This window comes from Streptomyces sp. NPDC059906 (assembly GCF_042730645.1).
In the GTDB taxonomy this organism is placed as follows: Bacteria; Actinomycetota; Actinomycetes; order Streptomycetales; family Streptomycetaceae; genus Streptomyces; species Streptomyces rubrogriseus.
On record NZ_JBHWKU010000022.1, the window covers coordinates 66,216 to 84,378 of the forward strand.

The 18,163-nt window shown below is 68.6% G+C and carries 16 protein-coding genes; 8 read left to right on the plus strand and 8 right to left on the minus strand.

The window, feature by feature from the left end; translation table 11 throughout:
• Positions 1 to 70: 70 nt before the first annotated feature.
• Together ACFV9J_RS28295 and dnaB are read right to left on the minus strand one after the other, a co-directional pair.
• The gene (locus tag ACFV9J_RS28295) at positions 71 to 1,456 is read right to left on the minus strand and encodes a serine hydrolase domain-containing protein (RefSeq protein WP_385358577.1); all 1,386 of its coding nucleotides are present in this window, start codon (positions 1,454 to 1,456) and stop codon (positions 71 to 73) included.
• Positions 1,457 to 1,550: 94 nt separating this feature from the next.
• Positions 1,551 to 3,026: a replicative DNA helicase gene (gene dnaB, locus ACFV9J_RS28300; protein ID WP_385358579.1), complete on the minus strand. Its 1,476-nt coding sequence runs from the start codon at positions 3,024 to 3,026 to the stop codon at positions 1,551 to 1,553.
• 459 nt (positions 3,027 to 3,485) lie between these two features.
• On the opposite strand from dnaB, the gene ACFV9J_RS28305 reads away from it, so the two are divergent.
• Entirely contained in the window at positions 3,486 to 4,823 is a 1,338-nt protein-coding gene (locus ACFV9J_RS28305) for an MATE family efflux transporter (protein ID WP_385358580.1), read from the plus strand.
• A 100-nt stretch (positions 4,824 to 4,923) separates the two neighbouring features.
• Here the strand turns inward: ACFV9J_RS28305 and rplI are convergent, their stop codons facing one another.
• The 4 genes from rplI to rpsF all read right to left on the minus strand — a co-directional run bounded on the left by rplI (position 4,924) and on the right by rpsF (position 6,642).
• A complete protein-coding gene (gene rplI, locus ACFV9J_RS28310; RefSeq protein ID WP_073726061.1) occupies positions 4,924 to 5,370 on the minus strand; it encodes a 50S ribosomal protein L9 in 447 nt (148 codons plus the stop codon).
• Between the two features lie 18 nt (positions 5,371 to 5,388).
• Complete coding sequence (gene rpsR, locus ACFV9J_RS28315) at positions 5,389 to 5,625, minus strand: 30S ribosomal protein S18 (RefSeq protein ID WP_003949403.1); 237 nt, start codon at positions 5,623 to 5,625, stop codon at positions 5,389 to 5,391.
• A 46-nt stretch (positions 5,626 to 5,671) separates the two neighbouring features.
• Positions 5,672 to 6,271: a single-stranded DNA-binding protein gene (locus ACFV9J_RS28320; RefSeq protein WP_011029303.1), complete on the minus strand. Its 600-nt coding sequence runs from the start codon at positions 6,269 to 6,271 to the stop codon at positions 5,672 to 5,674.
• An 80-nt stretch (positions 6,272 to 6,351) separates the two neighbouring features.
• Positions 6,352 to 6,642 carry a 30S ribosomal protein S6 gene (rpsF, locus tag ACFV9J_RS28325; protein WP_003975025.1) on the minus strand — a complete coding sequence of 97 codons (291 nt, stop codon included), beginning with the start codon at positions 6,640 to 6,642 and terminating at the stop codon, positions 6,352 to 6,354.
• A 275-nt stretch (positions 6,643 to 6,917) separates the two neighbouring features.
• On the opposite strand from rpsF, the gene ACFV9J_RS28330 reads away from it, so the two are divergent.
• From ACFV9J_RS28330 to ACFV9J_RS28340, 3 genes are all read left to right on the plus strand, one after another.
• Positions 6,918 to 7,223 carry a hypothetical protein gene (locus ACFV9J_RS28330; protein ID WP_385358583.1) on the plus strand — a complete coding sequence of 102 codons (306 nt, stop codon included), beginning with the start codon at positions 6,918 to 6,920 and terminating at the stop codon, positions 7,221 to 7,223.
• Positions 7,224 to 7,374: 151 nt separating this feature from the next.
• Positions 7,375 to 8,496 (plus strand): peptidoglycan bridge formation glycyltransferase FemX, encoded by a 1,122-nt coding sequence (femX, locus tag ACFV9J_RS28335; RefSeq protein ID WP_385358585.1) that lies wholly within the window; start codon positions 7,375 to 7,377, stop codon positions 8,494 to 8,496.
• 61 nt (positions 8,497 to 8,557) lie between these two features.
• Positions 8,558 to 9,589 carry an alanine racemase gene (locus tag ACFV9J_RS28340; protein WP_003975028.1) on the plus strand — a complete coding sequence of 344 codons (1,032 nt, stop codon included), beginning with the start codon at positions 8,558 to 8,560 and terminating at the stop codon, positions 9,587 to 9,589.
• A gap of 75 nt (positions 9,590 to 9,664) precedes the next feature.
• On the opposite strand, the gene ACFV9J_RS28345 is transcribed toward ACFV9J_RS28340, so the two are convergent.
• The gene (locus ACFV9J_RS28345; protein WP_385358664.1) at positions 9,665 to 11,173 is read right to left on the minus strand and encodes a glycosyltransferase family 87 protein; all 1,509 of its coding nucleotides are present in this window, start codon (positions 11,171 to 11,173) and stop codon (positions 9,665 to 9,667) included.
• A 124-nt stretch (positions 11,174 to 11,297) separates the two neighbouring features.
• The gene (locus ACFV9J_RS28350) at positions 11,298 to 13,688 is read right to left on the minus strand and encodes a transglycosylase domain-containing protein (RefSeq protein ID WP_385358587.1); all 2,391 of its coding nucleotides are present in this window, start codon (positions 13,686 to 13,688) and stop codon (positions 11,298 to 11,300) included.
• A gap of 664 nt (positions 13,689 to 14,352) precedes the next feature.
• Here ACFV9J_RS28350 and ACFV9J_RS28355 point away from each other — a divergent pair.
• From ACFV9J_RS28355 to ACFV9J_RS28370, 4 genes are all read left to right on the plus strand, one after another.
• Positions 14,353 to 15,030 carry a helix-turn-helix transcriptional regulator gene (locus tag ACFV9J_RS28355; protein ID WP_385358589.1) on the plus strand — a complete coding sequence of 226 codons (678 nt, stop codon included), beginning with the start codon at positions 14,353 to 14,355 and terminating at the stop codon, positions 15,028 to 15,030.
• A gap of 44 nt (positions 15,031 to 15,074) precedes the next feature.
• A complete protein-coding gene (locus tag ACFV9J_RS28360) occupies positions 15,075 to 16,157 on the plus strand; it encodes an inositol-3-phosphate synthase (protein ID WP_356866425.1) in 1,083 nt (360 codons plus the stop codon).
• Between the two features lie 79 nt (positions 16,158 to 16,236).
• Positions 16,237 to 17,514: an MFS transporter gene (locus ACFV9J_RS28365; RefSeq protein ID WP_385358593.1), complete on the plus strand. Its 1,278-nt coding sequence runs from the start codon at positions 16,237 to 16,239 to the stop codon at positions 17,512 to 17,514.
• A 107-nt stretch (positions 17,515 to 17,621) separates the two neighbouring features.
• On the plus strand, positions 17,622 to 18,140 hold the full coding sequence (locus tag ACFV9J_RS28370) for a hypothetical protein (protein WP_385358595.1): 519 nt from the start codon (positions 17,622 to 17,624) through the stop codon (positions 18,138 to 18,140).
• Positions 18,141 to 18,163 lie beyond the last annotated feature (23 nt).

Here is an 18,163-nt window from a genome sequence, read left to right on the forward strand (position 1 = left end):
CGGCTCCCGTCACACGCGGCGCGCGGCCCTGTTTCACGTGAAACAGGGCCCGTTCCTGTACGGACGGCTGCTAGCCGATCCCCCGCCATCCCTCCGGGTCCACTCCACCCGGCACGGAGGCGCCCTCGTCGTACGGCTGACGCGTGAAGACGAACGACCCGAGATCCAGATGGCTGACGGTGCCGTCCGGACGCCTCACCGCACGCAGCGACTCCCCCGCGTAGTACCCCTCCAGTCCCGTCCAGCTGCCGTCACCGTTCGCCCGGAAGCGTGAGCGGCGACCCTGGCCGGACAGCGGCCCCAGCGAGACCCCTCCGTCGGGCGTCAGCCGCAGGGCGAAGGCGTGCGTCCCCCAGTACCACTGCCCCGCCAACTCCAGTACGGAGGAGTCGGCCTCCCGCAGTGGACGCCACGGTTCGGGGATCCGGGGCTCCGCCTCGGCGACGATGCGCACGAGGTCGGCCCCGACCCCGGCGAGCAGTGGCCCCGAGGTGCAGTTGGTCAGGACCACCGCGGCCACGTCGTCCTCCACGCCGATGGTGAGGTTGGCCAGGAAGCCCGGCAGGGACCCGGAATGCCCGACGAGCAGCCGCCCGTCCCGGTGCTGGATCTGCAGCCCCAGTCCGTAGGCCGCGCCGTCCACCACATCCGCGGCCTCGGCCGGGGCGGCCGGCGCCCGCATCTCCCGCACGGTATCGGCCCCGAGCACCTGGTCGTCCCCCAGCGTCAGGAAGACGGCGAACCGCGCCAGGTCCCCGGTGGTGGACCAGAGCTGGCCGGCCGGGGCCATCCGCCCGAGGTCCTCGACAGGCTCGGCAAGCATCACATCGGCCCATGGATGCACCGCCCAGCCACCGGCATGCGGGGCGCTGGGCCGGGTGCCCGTACGCCGTAGCCCCAGCGGGTCCAGCACCTCCCGTTGCAGCACCTCTTCCCACGAAGCGCCGCGCAACTTCTCGACCAGCGCGCCGAGCAGTGTGTAGCCGGGGTTGGAGTAGTGGTGCCGGCGGCCCACCGGATGCAGGAGCGGCTGCTTGCCGAGCACATCGGCGAGTTCGGGGCGCAGCGAGCCCGGTGTCCGCTCCCACCAGGGCGCCGGTGACTCGGCGGCCAGCCCGCCCGAGTGCGCGAGCAGTTCGGCGATCGTCGCCTCCCCCGCCCCGGTGCCCGGCAGGTGCTTCTCGAGCGGATCCCCGAGGTCGAGCACGCCCTCGTCGCGCAGCCGCAGGACGAGGACGGCGGTGAACGTCTTGGTGATCGAGCCGATCCGGTACTGCACGTTCTCATCCGGGCCGTGCCCGTCGACCGAGGTCCGCGCACCGTGCCACACGGCCCGCCCGCCCCGGACCACCGCCGCGACGAGCGACGGCGTACGCCCTTCCGCCTGGGCCACGGCGATCCGGTGCGTCAGCGCCCGCCGGGTGGTGGGGAGCAGCTCTCCCTGAGGTGTCGTCATGTGCCCAGTCCACCGGTCGGGACACCGCACGTCGAGCCGATTTCCCCGTGGCACCGTCCACCGCGGTGAGGACGACAGCCCACCCGGCCCGCTGTCAGGTCTGTGCCATGTCCACGAAGCGCGAGTAGTGGCCCTGGAAGGCGACCGTGATCGTCGCCGTCGGACCGTTACGGTGCTTGGCCACGATCAGGTCCGCCTCGCCCGCGCGCGGTGACTCCTTCTCATAGGCGTCCTCGCGGTGCAGCAGGATGACCATGTCGGCGTCCTGCTCGATCGAACCGGACTCACGTAGGTCGGAGACCATGGGCTTCTTGTCGGTGCGCTGCTCCGGACCACGGTTCAGCTGGGAGAGCGCGATGACCGGGATCTCCAGCTCCTTCGCCAGCAGCTTGAGGTTTCGGGACATGTCCGAGACCTCCTGCTGCCGGCTCTCGGCACGCTTCGAACCGCCGGACTGCATCAGCTGGAGGTAGTCGATGATGACCAGCTTGAGGTCGTTGCGCTGTTTGAGGCGACGGCACTTGGCGCGGATCTCCATCATCGACAGGTTGGGGGAGTCGTCGATGTAGAGGGGGGCGGCCGACACGTCGGGCATCCGGCGCGCCAGCCGGGTCCAGTCGTCGTCCGTCATCGTGCCCGACCGCATGTGGTGCAGTGCGACGCGGGCCTCGGCGGACAGCAGTCGCATGGCGATCTCGTTGCGCCCCATTTCGAGCGAGAAGATGACGCTCGGCAGGTTGTTCTTGATCGAGGCGGCCCGCGCGAAGTCCAGCGCCAGGGTCGACTTGCCCATCGCGGGACGTGCGGCGATGACGATCATCTGTCCGGGGTGCAGGCCGTTGGTCAGCGAATCGAAGTCGGTGAAGCCCGTCGGCACACCGGTCATCTCGCCGCTGCGCGACCCGATGGCCTCGATCTCGTCGAGCGCGCCCTCCATGATGTCGCCGAGCGGCAGGTAGTCCTCGCTGGTGCGCTGCTCGGTGACGGCGTAGATCTCGGCCTGGGCGCGGTTGACGATCTCGTCGACGTCGTCGTCGGCCGCGTATCCCATCTGTGTGATCCGGGTGCCGGCCTCGACCAGGCGGCGCAGCACCGCCCGCTCGTGCACGATCTCGGCGTAGTACGCGGCGTTCGCGGCCGTCGGCACCGTCTGGACGAGGGTGTGCAGGTACGAGGCGCCGCCGACCTTGTTGATCTCCCCGCGCTTGGTGAGTTCCGCGGCGATCGTGATGGGGTCGGCCGGCTCGCCCTTGGCGTAGACGTCGAGGATGGCCTGGTAGACCGTCTCGTGGGCCGGCTTGTAGAAGTCGTGGCCCTTGAGGATCTCGACGACGTCGGCGATGGCGTCCTTGGACAGGAGCATCCCGCCGAGGACGGACTGCTCGGCGTCCAGGTCCTGCGGCGGCACCCGCTCGAAGGACGCGCCACCGCCGTCCCACCCGCTGTCCGGGCCGCGCTCGTGCTGTTCGTCCCGGCCACGGCCGCCCTCACTGCGGCGGCGGGAAGCAGGCAGACGATCACTGGGGCCGCTGTCGGCCCACGGGTCGTCCAAGGGCTCGGAAATGCTCACCGAGCCACCTCCTCCCGTCCGCCGAGCGGACCTCGCCGTGCCCCTCATTTCTACGGCACGGCACTGACAAATAAGACGCCCAACTCCGGTTCTGGCGCGTCGGTTTTGTGAGGGTTCACCGGCCGACGGACGGAGCGGGCGCCGGATAACCGTAGGCCTGCGGGCACCGTCAGCCAATCTGGTTATCCACAGGCCATGTGGACGACCGGCCAGATGCTGTGGAGAACTCCGCGAAACCTGTGCACGACCCGGTGGACAGCCCTGTGAACAAGCCCGCACCGCGACCCGAGAACCTTCTTTGAGCTGCGCCTTTACCGTCCACCGCCTGTGCAGAAGAAAAACTTTCCCAGTCGGACCAAGATCACTTCGAACCATACCCAGAAGTACACCGTTCGCGACCGGACGTAAGGGTCGTCAAAGCTTTGCATCTCTTACCTGTGGACGATTAGATTGGTGCCCATGACACAGGCCCCCGCGCGCACCCGGACCGTCCGGCGCCGGCACGACCGAGAGATCGTCGCGCTGGCCGTTCCGGCCTTCGGCGCGCTCGTCGCCGAGCCCCTCTTCGTCATGGCCGACAGCGCCATCGTCGGCCATCTCGGAACCGCTCAGCTCGCCGGACTCGGCATCGCCTCGGCCCTGCTCACCACGGCCGTCAGCGTGTTCGTCTTCCTCGCCTACGCCACCACCGCGGCCGTCTCGCGCCGCGTCGGCGCGGGCGACCTGCAAGCAGCGATCCGTCAGGGCATGGACGGCATCTGGCTGGCACTGCTGCTCGGCGCCGCCGTCATCGCGGTCTTTCTGCCCGCCGCCCCCTCCCTCGTGGAACTCTTCGGCGCATCCGACACCGCAGCCCCCTACGCCACCACCTATCTGCGGATTTCCTCCCTCGGCATCCCCGCCATGCTCGTCGTGCTGGCTTCGACCGGTGTCCTGAGGGGGCTGCAGAACACCCGGACCCCTCTCTATGTGGCCGTGGCAGGCTTCATCGCCAACGCCGTCCTCAACGTCCTGCTCGTCTACGGCGCCGGACTCGGCATCGCGGGCTCCGCCTGGGGCACCGTCATCGCCCAGTGCGGCATGGCCGCGGTCTACCTGTGGGTGGTCGTCCGGGGGGCCCGACGACACGGTGCCTCCCTGCGCCCGGACCTGGCCGGCATCAGGGCTTCCGCTCAGGCCGGGATGCCGCTGCTGGTGCGCACGCTCTCCCTGCGGGCGATCCTCATGATCGCGACGGCCGTGGCGGCCCGCCTCGGCGACGCCGACGTCGCCGCACATCAGATCGTCCTGTCCCTGTGGAGCCTCCTCGCGTTCGCCCTCGACGCCATCGCCATCGCGGGGCAGGCCATCATCGGCCGCTATCTGGGCGCGGACGACGCCCAGGGTGCGCGAGAAGCGTGTCGCAGGATGGTGGAGTGGGGCGTCGCGGTCGGGGTCGTACTGGGTCTGCTCGTGGTGCTGTCCCGCCCGGTGTTCCTGCCCCTGTTCACCGGCGACTCCATGGTCAAGGACGCCGCGCTGCCCGCGCTGGTGATCGTGGCCGTCGCCCAACCGGTCTGCGGTGTGGTCTACGTCCTGGACGGGGTCCTCATGGGTGCGGGCGACGGCCCCTACCTTGCCTGGGCCATGCTGCTCACTCTGGCGGTCTTCACTCCCGCGGCGCTTCTCGTCCCGAACCTCGGCGGTGGGCTCACCGCCCTGTGGGCGGCCATGACGCTGATGATGGCGATGCGTCTGGTGACGCTGTGGCTGCGTACCCGATCGGGGCGCTGGATCGTCACCGGGGCGACGCGCTGACCGTTTCACGTGAAACACGGCTTCGAGCACGGTCACGAAGAGGGGCCGCATCCCCCGACGGGAGATGCGGCCCCTCTCATCGCTTCAGCGAGAGCAGTGCTCAGGCAGCGACGACCTCGATGCTGACCTTGGCGTCAACCTCGGGGTGCAGACGCACGGACGTCTGGTGGGCGCCCAGGGTCTTGATCGGCGAGCCCAGCTCGATGCGGCGCTTGTCGACCTCGGGGCCACCGGCGGCCTTGATCGCCGAAGCGACGTCGGCCGGGGTGACGGAACCGAAGAGACGACCGGCGTCGCCGGAGCGGACGGCCAGACGGACCTTCACACCCTCGAGCTGGGCCTTCACCTGGTTGGCCTGCTCGATGGTCTGGATCTCGTGGATCTTGCGAGCACGACGGATCTGCTCGACGTCCTTCTCGCCACCCTTGGTCCAGCGGATAGCGAACTTCCGCGGGATCAGGTAGTTGCGAGCGTAACCGTCCTTGACGTCGACGACGTCGCCCGCGGCACCGAGGCCGGAGACCTCGTGGGTGAGGATGATCTTCATGTTTCGGTCACCCTTCCCTTATCGCGCGGTGGAGGTGTAGGGCAGCAGCGCCATCTCACGGCTGTTCTTCACGGCCGTGGCGACGTCACGCTGGTGCTGGGTGCAGTTGCCGGTCACGCGGCGGGCACGGATCTTGCCGCGGTCGGAAATGAACTTCCGCAGCATGTTCGTGTCCTTGTAGTCCACGTACGTGACCTTGTCCTTGCAGAATGCGCAGACCTTCTTCTTCGGCTTGCGCACAGGCGGCTTAGCCATGATGTTTCTCCTGTGTGATCAAGAAGTGTGGGTAGAGCCCGTCCCTTTAGAAGGGGGGCTCGTCCGAGTAGCCGCCACCGCCGCCGGAGCCACCGCCCCAGCCGCCGCCACCCTGGCCGCCACCACCCTGCTGGCCACCGGCGGGAGCACCACCGGTCGCCCAGGGGTCGTCGGCCGGCGCGCCGCCGCCCTGCTGGCCGCCACCGGGGCCGCCGCCCCAGCCGCCGCCACCCTGGCCGCCACCGCCACCGCCGTAACCGCCCTGGCCGCCGCGGCCCTGGCCCGAGGTCTTGGTGACCTTGGCCGTGGCGCTGCGCAGGCTGGCGCCGACCTCGTCGACGTCCAGCTCGTAGACCGTGCGCTTGACGCCCTCACGGTCCTCGTAGGACCGCTGCTTCAGCCGGCCCTGCACGATGACGCGCATGCCTCGCTGGAGCGACTCGGCGACGTTCTCCGCCGCCTGACGCCAGACCGAGCAGGTCAGGAAGAGGCTCTCGCCGTCCTTCCACTCGTTCGTCTGGCGGTCGAAGGTGCGGGGAGTCGACGCGACGCGGAACTTCGCGACGGCCGCACCGGACGGGGTGAAGCGCAGCTCGGGGTCGTCGACAAGATTGCCGACGACCGTGATGACGGTCTCGCCTGCCATGGGGAACCTCTCGGCGGGTTTGCTGCTCTGGCTGCTTGGTTGCTGCTACTCGAATCCCGGGATCAGCTGAGCGGGAAGGCTCAGTGCATCTCGGGACGGAGGACCTTGGTCCGGAGGACCGACTCGTTCAGGTTCATCTGGCGGTCGAGCTCCTTGACGACCGCAGGCTCGGCCTGCAGGTCGATGACCGAGTAGATGCCCTCGGGCTTCTTCTTGATCTCGTACGAGAGACGACGACGGCCCCAGGTGTCGACCTTCTCGACCTTTCCGCCGCCGTCACGGACGACAGAGAGGAAGTTCTCGATCAGCGGGGAGACAGAGCGCTCCTCGAGATCGGGGTCGAGGATGACCATCACCTCGTAGTGACGCATGTGGAACCCACCTCCTTTGGACTCAGCGGCCACGGTCGTTCCGTGGCAGGAGGGTTGCGATGCGTTCGCACCGGCATCAACGAGTTAACCAGGACCCACTGACAATCGGGCCTCCTCCGAGGAGGTGGCCCGGCCGGGGCCGGCAACAGACACCGGTGCGGAAGGTACAGCGTACCCGGCCGTCGCCCTGCGGTTGAAATCCGGCCCCGGGGGGACACAATCGGTAGTCAGGGATGTGAGGGCTAAAACACACTGCCTTCGGCAGGAGGTTCTCCATGGCACAGATCATGCGACCCGCCAGGCCCCGGACCGGCCTGCTGGCCACCGACGGCAAACGACACCCCCTCCAGGACTCGCTGCTGGCCGTGACCCTGGTCCTCGGGGTGCTCGCCCTGGCCACCGCGAGCTTCCGGGGACTGCACGTCCTGACCTCCTGGGCAGGACTGCTCGGTGTCCTGACCGGCGGGTACGGCCAGTACGTGTCCGAGACGACACGGGAGCGCTTCGGCCTGGTACTCGGACTCGGCGCCTCCGCACTCGGGCTGTTCTTCGGCATTTACCACGGCGGGCTCATCGGCTGATGCCCGTCGGCTGATGCTCCTCGGCGGCCGCCCGCCGCACGAGTCCTTCCGGCCGTACGCCGGACGGGGCGCTCACCGGGCGCAGTAGGCTTCGCGCGAGAGCCGGAGCCCCTGTACCCATGGGGACACACCAGCCCGAGGAGCGCCCCGAATGAGCCTGACCCTGAGGACCATCAGTCGCGAGCAGCATCTGGCCTACATCCAGAGCCTGCCTGCGGCGAGTCACATGCAGGTCCCGGCATGGGCGGACGTCAAGGCGGAATGGCGCTCGGAGAACCTCGGCTGGTTCGACGACCGGACCGGTGAGCTGGTCGGTGTGGGTCTCGTCCTGTACCGGCAGCTGCCCAAGATCAAGCGTTACCTCGCCTACCTCCCCGAGGGCCCGGTCATCAACTGGTACGCGCCGAACCTCCAGGACTGGATGGAGCCGATGCTGGCGCACCTCAAGCAGCAGGGCGCCTTCTCGGTGAAGATGGGCCCGCCGGTGATCATCCGGCGCTGGGACGCGACGTCGATCAAGAAGGGCATCCAGGACCCGGACGTCAAGCGACTGCGGGACATAGAAGCGGACCACATCGAGCCGCGCGCGTTCGAAGTGGCCGACAAGCTGCGCCGCATGGGCTGGCAGCAGGGCGAGGACGGCGGCGCCGGCTTCGGCGACGTGCAGCCCCGTTACGTCTTCCAGGTGCCGTTGGCCAACCGCTCCCTGGAAGAGGTCCACAAGAACTTCAACCAGCTGTGGCGCCGCAACATCAAGAAGGCCGAGAAGGCCGGTGTCGAGGTCGTCCAGGGCGGCTACCACGACCTGGAGGAGTGGCAGCGCCTGTACGAGATCACGGCCGTGCGCGACCACTTCCGGCCGCGCCCGCTGTCGTACTTCCAGCGCATGTGGGCGGCCCTCAACAACGAGGACCCCAACCGCATGCGGCTGTACTTCGCCCGGCACAACGGGGTCAACCTGTCGGCGGCGACCATGCTGGTCGTCGGCGGACACGTCTGGTACTCCTACGGCGCCTCCGACAACATCGGCCGCGAGGTCCGGCCGTCGAACGCCATGCAGTGGGCCATGCTCCGCGACTCCTACGCGCTGGGCGCCACCGTCTACGACCTGCGCGGCATCTCCGACTCGCTGGACGAGAGCGACCACCTCTTCGGCCTGATCCAGTTCAAGGTGGGTACGGGCGGTCAGGCGGCCGAGTACCTCGGCGAGTGGGACTTCCCGCTGAACAAGCTGCTCCACAAGGCGCTCGACATCTACATGTCGCGCCGCTGACCGCACCGCCCATCCCCGATCCGCACCTCTGACAGCCACGAGAAAGGTTCCAGGTCCGGCCATGGCGCTCACGCTCTACGTCGACACCGCGCGCTGGCGGGCGCACCACAAGCACGTGCAGGAGCAGTTCCCCGGACTGGTTCCGGTCTGCAAGGGCAACGGCTACGGCTTCGGTCACGAGCGGCTGGCGGAGGAGGCCACGCGGCTGGGCTCGGACGTGCTGGCCGTCGGCACCACCTACGAGGCCGCCCGGATCAAGGACTTCTTCGGCGGCGACCTGCTGGTCCTCACGCCGTACCGGCGCGGTGAGGAGCCCGTTCCGCTGCCCGACCGGGTCGTGCGCTCGGTGTCGTCCATCGACGGGGTGTACGGCCTGGTGGGCGCCCGCGTGGTCATCGAGGTGATGTCCTCGATGAAGCGGCACGGCATCAGCGAGCAGGACCTGCCGCAGCTGCACGCCGCCATAGAGAACGTCCGGCTGGAAGGCTTCGCCATCCACCTGCCGCTGGACCGTACCGACGGCTCGGACGCCGTCGAGGAGGTCATCGGCTGGATGGACCGGTTGCGCGCGGCCCGGCTGCCGCTGCACACCATGTTCGTCAGCCATCTCAAGGCCGACGAACTGGCCCGGCTCCAGCAGCAGTTCCCGCAGACCCGCTTCCGCGCCCGGATCGGCACCCGGCTGTGGCTGGGGGACCACGAGGCCACCGAGTACCGCGGGGCGGTCCTGGACGTCACGCGCGTCGCCAAGGGCGAGCGTTTCGGCTACCGGCAGCAGAAGGCCGCCTCGGACGGCTTCCTGGTGGTCGTGGCGGGCGGTACGTCGCACGGGGTGGGGCTGGAGGCCCCGAAGGCGCTGCACGGCGTCATGCCGCGTGCCAAGGGCGTCGCCCGGGCCGGCCTCGCCACGGTCAACCGGAATCTCTCGCCGTTCGTCTGGAGCGGCAAGCAGCGTTGGTTCGCGGAGCCGCCGCACATGCAGGTGTCGATCCTGTTCGTTCCCTCGGACGCGTCGGAGCCCCAGGTGGGTGACGAACTGGTGGCCCACCTTCGGCACACCACCACGCAGTTCGACCGCATCCTCGACCGCTAGCGAGCAGGCTCCGCCGGCGGGAGGGCCGTACCCGACGTCTTCGTGATCCTCGTGTACGGCCCTTCACACGTTCGCTCAGACCGGACCGTTCGGCTGCCGGCCCTTGCCCCAGTGCACCTGGGGCCCCTCGAAGTGGGCCGGGGGCCGCTCGGTCCGGGCCGCGGGGCCCAGGACGAAGACGTCCTCCGCACCGTCCAGCACACCGCCCGACGGGTCGTCGTCGCCCGTCCGCCGGACCGGGTCCCGGTCGGGCATCAGGATGTCGCGCACCACCATGGCGCAGAGGAACAGCGTTCCCAGCAGGTGCAGGCCGATGGCCCAGTGGTAGCCGTCCGTGGGCAATCCCTTATGGGCGTCCCCGCTGGTCGTGTACGCGAGGTACATCCAGATACCGAGGAAGTAGGCGACCTCGCACGCCTGCCAGATCAGGAAGTCCCGCCACTTCGGCCGGGCCAGCGCGGCCAGCGGCACCAGCCAGAGCACGTACTGCGGTGAGTAGACCTTGTTGGTGAGGATGAACGCCGCGACGATCAGGAAGGCGAGCTGGGCGAAGCGCGGGCGTCGGGGGGCGGTCAGCGTGAGCGCCGCGACGGCGCCGCAGCACAGCAGCATCAGAAGCGTGGCGAGGGTGTTGACGGTCTCGGTGCTGGGCGGGTTGTCGGAGTTCTGGACGAGGATCAGCCAGAAGGACCCGAAGTCCACGCCCCGTTCCTGGCTGAACGTGTAGAACTTCGACCAGCCGTCGAAGGCGTAGAGCATCACCGGCAGGTTCACCACCAGCCAGGCGACGGCCGCACCCCCCAGCGCCGTTGCGAACGCCCGCCATTTGCCCGCACGCCAGCACAGGACGAGCAGGGGCCCGAGGATGAGGAAGGGGTAGAGCTTGGCGGCCGTGGCCAGGCCCAGCAGCACACCGAAGGCCAGCGGACGCTCCCGGGACCACATGAGGACGGCGGCGGCCGTCAGGGCTACGGCCAGCAGGTCCCAGTTGACGGTGGCGGTCAGCGCGAAGGCGGGGGCCAGGGCGACCAGCAGACCGTCCCAGGGGCGTCGGGTGTGCGTGCGGGTCACGCAGACGGCGATCACGGCCGCACAGACCATGAGCATCCCGGCGTTGACCATCCAGTACCACTGTTCCTGGTGCTGGATGCTTCCGCTGCCCGGCGTGAGCCAGGACGCGACCTCCATGAACAGGCCGGTCAGCACGGGGTACTCCAGGTACTCCATGTCGCCGGGGAGCTTGTCGAAGTACGGCACGAGCCCGTCGACGAAACCGCGGCCCTGGTAGAGGTGCGGGATGTCCGAGTAGCACGCGTGCGTGTACTGGGAGCTGGCTCCGAAGAACCAGGCCCCGTTGTAGCAGGGTGCCTTCTGGACCAGTCCTAGGGCGAACATGCCGATCGCCACGAGTGCGATCACCCGGACGGGGGTCCACCAGGACGTACCGAGCAGGGCGCGTCGTCCCAGCGGGCCGCCGATCAGCTCGCTGCCGGCTGCGGCGACCGGGTCCTCCGTGGTCGGCCGCACCGGGTCCGGCTCGTGCACGCTCGCTGGCGTCGATTCTGCACTGGGCATGGGGCACATCCTGCCGTACGCGACTGAGAACACGACGGGGCCGCCGCACCCTCGTGGATGCGGCGGCCCCTGTTTCACGTGGAACATGCGGGTGTTTCACGTGAAACACCCATTCTCGGTGACTCCGGGACAGCTAGCCGTTCGGTCCCAAGATGCTGTTTCCACGGCTGTTTCCGTTGTTGCCGCCGTCGCCCTCTGTCTCGGAAGCCGATGGGGAAGGCGATTCACTTCCCTCCGAGCCGCCTGGGCCGGTGCCTCCGTCCCCATTGCCGCCATCGTCCCCGTTGTTGCAGTTGATGTCCCAGAAATCGCAGGTCTCAGTCGGCCCGGGAGGTGAGGGACTGGTCCCCGTGTCGCTGGGCGACGGAGTCGGCGACGGGGTGGTCTCCTCGGTCTCGGAAGCAGAGGGGGAGGGAGAGGGTGTCGGGGTCGGCGACGGCGCGTCGTTGACGACTTCGCCGATGGGCTCCGGCTTCGGGAACTTCTCCACCTTCATGCCCTTGACCGCGTCCGACATGTAGTCCTGCCAGATCGTGGACGGGAAGGAGGCACCGTGGATCTGCTTCTCGCCACCCGTTCCGTACATCTCCAGGAACGTACGGTTCTTGATGGACTCGTCGTCCGGGTAGCGGTACATGCTGATCGCGGTCGACAGCTGCGGGGTGTAGCCGACGAACCAGGCGGACTTGTTGCCGTCGGTGGTACCGGTCTTGCCCGCCACCTCGCGGCCGGGCAGCTGGGCGTTGGTGCCCGTGCCCTTCTCGACGACGGTCTTCAGGACGTCCGTGACGTTGTCCGAGACCTTCGCGGTGAAGGCCTGCTTCTCCTCGACCTTGTGCGTGTAGATCGTGCCGTTCTTGTTCGTCACCTTCGTGACGGAGTACGGCTCGCGCTGCTTGCCGCTTTCCGCGAAGGTGGCATACGCGCCTGCCATGCGGATGGCGCTGGGGTCCGAGATACCGAGGGAGAAGGACGGGAAGCTGGAGCCCGTCAGACTGTCCTCCAGGAGCCCCGCGTCTACGGCGGCCTCCTTCACCTTGTCCAGGCCGACGTCCATGCCGAGCTGCACATAGGCGGAGTTCACCGACTGCCGCATCGCCTCCCGGAGGTCGATCTTGTAGTCCGGCGGGTCACCGATGCTGTCCTGGCCGTCGTTCTCCTGGCGCCACTGCTCGCCGTCCTCGTTCTCCCAGATCGACCCGTCATAGTTGTTGATCTTGAGTTTGTTCTTGCCGCTGTAGAGACTCTTCGGAGAGACGATGGTGCGCTCGTCCTGGGCCTGGACCGGGCCGAGGTCCGGGTCGCGCACGCCCCACTTCATCGCCGCCGAGAGCACGAACGGCTTGAACGTCGAACCGACCTGGGCACCGGTCACGTCGGCGTTGTTGGTGAAGTGCTTGGTGGCGTCCTGGCCGCCGTAGATGGCCTTGATGGCCCCGGTCCGGGTGTCGATGGACGCCCCGCCGAACTGGACGTGGGTGTCCGTCTTGGGGCGCTTCTTGGGGTCGATCTTCTCCTTGTAGACCTTCTGGACCGCCTTCTCCATCTCGTCGACCTTCTTCTTGTCGAAGGTCGTGTAGATCGAGTAGCCGCCCTTCTCCAGCTGCTGCTCCGACACCTTGCCGCTCTTGAGCACGGAAGACTTGGCGAGCCTGACGAGATAGCCGATCTGGCCGCCCAGCTTCGCGTTCGACTGCGGGTTCTGCGTCGTGGGGAGCTCGGTGTACTTGGCCCGGTCCGCCTGGCTCAGATGCCCGTACTCCACCATCTTGTTGAGAGTGTCCTGCATCTGGGCGAGGGCGCGCTTCTTGTTGGCTTCCGGCGTGGCCCCCGTCGGGTCGATGGACACCGAGCCCGCCGGGTCGTAGTAGGTGGCGCCCTTGAGCACCGCCGACAGGAACGCGCACTGCCCCGGGTTGAGGTCGACGGCGTCGACGTTGAAGTACGCCCGTGCCGCAGCCTGGATGCCGTAGGCACCGCGGCCGTAGTAGGCGGAGTTCAGGTAGCCCTCGAGGATGTCGTCCTTGGAGACGTCGGTACCGACCTTGATCGAGACGAAGATCTCCTTGACCTTGCGGGAGATCGTCTGCGACTGGTCGTTCAGCATCGCGTTCTTGACGTACTGCTGGGTGATGGTGGAGCCACCCTGGGTGTCTCCGCCCTTGGCCATGTTGAACACGGCGCGGGCGATGCCCTTGGGGTCGATGCCGCTGTCGGAGTAGAACGTCTTGTTCTCCTGGGAGATGACCGCATTGCGCATCGCCTTGGGAATCTGCGAGAGATTGACGCTCTGGCGGTTGCGGTCACCGCCCGTGGCCACCATCTGGGTGTTGTCGGCCCAGTAGTAGACGTTGTTCTGCGCGGTGGCACTCTCGTCGATGACGGGGACGCTCACCATGGCATACGCGAGGCCGGCGGCGCCGACCAGGCAGCCGAAGAACGCGATGCACAGCCCGGAGACGAGCCTCCAGGAGGGCACCCAGCGCTGCCACCCGTCCTTGTTGTGGCGCGGGTAGTCGATCATGCGCTTCTTGCCGGGCGCCGCGGCCCGGCCCCGCCCGGGCCCTGCCGGACCGCCGGGTGCCCCTCGCCGGCCGCCGCGGCCCGGCTCGGCCGCTCTGCGACGGCCGCCCCCGTTCCGCTGTGCCGCGCGCCGGGCTTCGGCGCGGCTCCCGTACGCAGGCTCCTCGTTCTCCGGACCGTACGAGCCGGACGGAGACCCTGTGGCGCCTCGCGGTGCCGCACGGCGGCCGGAGGACGAGCCGGACTGACCGCGTCGGGCCGCGGCACGTCCGCCTCCCTGCGGCTGCGGCGGTTTGCGACGGTGCTCGCTCATCGAACGACTACTCCTCGGGCAGGCGCACCTTTGCGCGCCTGGTAAAGGCGGCTGGTTTCCGGTCCCCCCGAAGTACGGATGCGGCCCCTTCCGCATTCACCCGTACTGCACCAGGGACAGGGACGCCCCCAGACGTCACTCGGTTCCCGGTGGTTTGCATGGCGCACACACTACGCACCGTCAAAACCCCCGCGGCCCGAAGTTCACCTCAAATCAGGCAACTTGCTCGCGATGAAACCCTGATGTGATCCCGTTCACCAGTTCCCCCCTTGTCGCACGCAGAAGCTCGTTCTATCGTGCTGATGTATCGACTCGATACATCAGCGCGGCATAAGGGCGAGAGGAGGCGACGATGAGCCGGAGATCCGGCATCCTCGAGTTCGCCGTACTCGGCCTGCTCCGCGAGTCCCCGATGCACGGCTATGAGCTGCGTAAACGGCTCAACACGTCACTGGGTGTGTTCCGGGCGTTCAGCTACGGGACGCTCTACCCCTGCCTCAAGACGCTGGTCGCCAACGGCTGGTTGATCGAGGAACCGGGGAACGTCGGCGAGGCCGCCGCTTCCCTCACGGGACGCCGCGCCAAGATCGTCTACCGGTTGACGGCCGACGGTAAGGAACATTTCGAGCAGCTCCTCTCCCAGACGGGCCCGGACGCGTACGACGACGAGACCTTCGCCGCCCGCTTCGCGTTCTTCGGGCAGACGTCGCGAGACGTACGCATGCGCGTGCTCGAGGGCCGGCGCAGCCGGCTGGAGGAGCGCCTGGAGAAGATGCGGGCCTCACTGGCCCGCACCCGGGAGCGACTCGACGACTACACGCTTGAGCTGCAGCGCCACGGAATGGAGTCCGTGGAGCGCGAAGTGCGCTGGCTGAACGAGCTCATCGAGAGCGAGCGGGCGGGGCGGGACCTGAGGGGTTCCGCCGCCGAGGGGACCGCTCAACAGGACACGACATCTGGAGCGACGGGCGGCCTGCCCCGGCCGGGGAACGACCCCCGGCCGGATACGCCCGGCGACACCGCCACGTGAGCGCCCAGTCAGGGCCTCACTCGTACACACAGGGAGCAACCGGAATGGGTTCGGTTCGCGTAGCCATCGTCGGTGTGGGCAACTGCGCCGCATCGCTGGTGCAGGGCGTCGAGTACTACAAGGACGCCGACCCGGCGGCCAAGGTCCCCGGTCTGATGCACGTCCAGTTCGGCGACTACCACGTCAGTGACATCGAGTTCGTCGCCGCCTTCGACGTGGACGCCAAGAAGGTCGGCCTGGATCTCGCGGACGCCATCGGCGCCTCCGAGAACAACACCATCAAGATCTGCGACGTGCCGAACAGCGGCGTCCAGGTCCAGCGCGGCCACACGCACGACGGTCTCGGCAAGTACTACCGCCAGACCATCGAGGAGTCCGCCGAAGCGCCGGTCGACATCGTCCAGGTCCTCAAGGACAAGCAGGTCGACGTTCTCGTCTGCTACCTGCCCGTGGGCTCCGAGGCCGCGGCGAAGTACTACGCCCAGTGCGCCATCGACGCCAAGGTCGCCTTCGTCAACGCCCTCCCGGTCTTCATCGCCGGCACCAAGGAGTGGGCGGACAAGTTCACCGAGGCGGGCGTCCCGATCGTCGGCGACGACATCAAGTCGCAGGTCGGCGCCACCATCACGCACCGCGTCATGGCGAAGCTGTTCGAGGACCGGGGCGTCGTCCTGGACCGCACGATGCAGCTGAACGTCGGCGGCAACATGGACTTCAAGAACATGCTCGAGCGCGAGCGCCTGGAGTCCAAGAAGATCTCCAAGACGCAGGCCGTCACCTCCCAGATCCCCGACCGCGACCTGGGTGCGGACAACGTCCACATCGGCCCGTCCGACTACGTCGCCTGGCTGGACGACCGCAAGTGGGCCTACGTCCGCCTCGAGGGCCGCGCCTTCGGTGACGTCCCGCTGAACCTGGAGTACAAGCTCGAGGTCTGGGACTCCCCGAACTCGGCCGGTGTCATCATCGACGCCCTGCGCGCCGCGAAGATCGCCAAGGACCGCGGCATCGGCGGCCCGATCCTGTCCGCGTCGAGCTACTTCATGAAGTCCCCGCCGGTCCAGTACTTCGACGACGAGGCCCGCGCCAACGTCGAGAAGTTCATCGCCGGCGAGGTCGAGCGCTGATCAGCGGCTGACCCCGGTCTGCCGAGGGTCCCCGGGTCGCATGACCCGGGGACCCTTCCCGTATGTGAGGCTGTGCCCCATGGCCGTCGTCCGTGACCTGCGCGTCCTGCTGCGCCTGAAGGGGTTTCGGCGCCTGCTCGCCGTCCGCCTGCTCTCCCAGGGCGCCGACGGCGTCTACCAGGTCGCGCTCGCCACCTACGTCGTGTTCTCCCCGGAGAAGCAGACCTCGCCCGCCGCGATCGCCTCCGCGATGGCGGTCCTGCTGCTCCCGTACTCCCTGGTGGGCCCGTTCGCCGGTGTGCTGCTGGACCGCTGGCGCCGCCGCCAGGTCTTCCTGTACGGCAACCTGCTGCGCGCCGTGCTGGCCACGGTGACGGCGGTTCTGATGATCGCCTCCGTCCCCGACTGGCTCTTCTACGTCTCCGCACTCTGCGTCACGGCCGTCAACCGCTTCGTGCTGGCGGGCCTGTCCGCCGCGCTGCCCCGGGTCGTCGACGCCGAGCGCCTGGTGATCGCCAACTCGCTCTCCCCGACGGCCGGCACCCTGGCCGCCACGGCGGGCGGCGGCCTCGCCTTCGTCGTACGCCTCGTGGTCTCGGACTCCGACGCCGCCGTGGTGCTGCTCGCCGCCGGCCTCTATCTGTGCGGAGCCCTGGCCTCGCTGCGGATCGCCGTGGAACTGCTGGGCCCCGACCGGGCACTCGTGCCGCCCAGGCTGACCTCGGCGCTCAACGGCACCGCCCGCGACCTGGCGGCGGGCGTGCGTCACCTCGCCGCCCCCGCCCGCCGGGAAGCGGCCTGGGCACTCGCGGCCATGACGCTGATGCGGTTCTGCTACGGCGCCCTGCTGGTCATGCTGCTGATGCTGTGCCGGTACTCCCTGACCTCGGACACGGACGAGGGACTCGCCCTGCTGGGGCTGGCACTGGGGGTCTCCGGGGCGGGCTTCTTCGCGGCGGCGGTGGTCACCCCCTGGGCGGCGGGACGACTGGGGCCCGGCCGCTGGATGGCCGTGTGCGCGGCGCTCGCCACCGTGCTGGTGCCGGCGCTGGGCCTGCCGTTCGCGGCGGCGCCCCTGCTGGCCGCCGCGTTCGTGCTGGGAATGACGACACAGGGGGCGAAGATCGCGACCGACACGGTCGTGCAGTCCTCGGTCGACGACACCTACCGGGGCCGGATCTTCTCCGTCTACGACGTGCTGTTCAACGTGGCCTTCGTCGGCGCGGCCGGGGTGGCCGCGCTCATGCTGCCGGCGGACGGCCGGTCGGTGCCGCTGGTCGTGACGGTCGCCGCGATCTACGGAGTGGTTGCGGCAGCTATGGCCCGGTTTGAGGGCCGGCAAGTGTCACATCAGTGACACAGAGCCCCACCGGACTACAGAGTTGTCAGTGGGACCCGGTAGCTTACGTGCGTCTTATCTCGCGGGCATGTCCGCGACACGCACCTATTTCAGGGGGACCCCCAGTGACCACCCAGCCGCCGCCCCAGGGCAACCCGTTCGCGCAGAACCAGCCGCAGGCTCCGCAGCAGCCTCAGGGTCAGAACCCCTACGCCCAGGGGCAGCCGGGCTTCCCGCAGCAGGCCGGTCAGCCCGGTCAGCCCGGTTTCCCGCAGCAGGGCGCGCCGTACGCCCCGGTGCCGCCGCAGCCGGCCCGCCGCAAGCCGAGCTTCAAGACGATCAAGAACATCGTCATCGCGGTGGTCGTCGTGGGTGTCGCGGTCGGCGGTTACATCGCCAGCCGGGACGACGCCGACCAGGCCGGCGTGGGTGACTGCCTGAAGTCCGCGTCGTCGTCCTCGGACCGCATGGAGGTCGTGGACTGCTCCTCCTCGGAGGCCGAGGGCAAGGTGCTGTCGAAGGTGAAGGGCCACTTCACGTCGCTGACCGCCGAGACGGAGTGCCGGAAGGTCGACGGAGCCACCGGCTTCTACGCCGAGACCGGCGACGGCGAGGAGTTCCTGCTCTGCCTCGGCAAGGCCTGAGGCGAGAGACGCTCTCCGTCTTC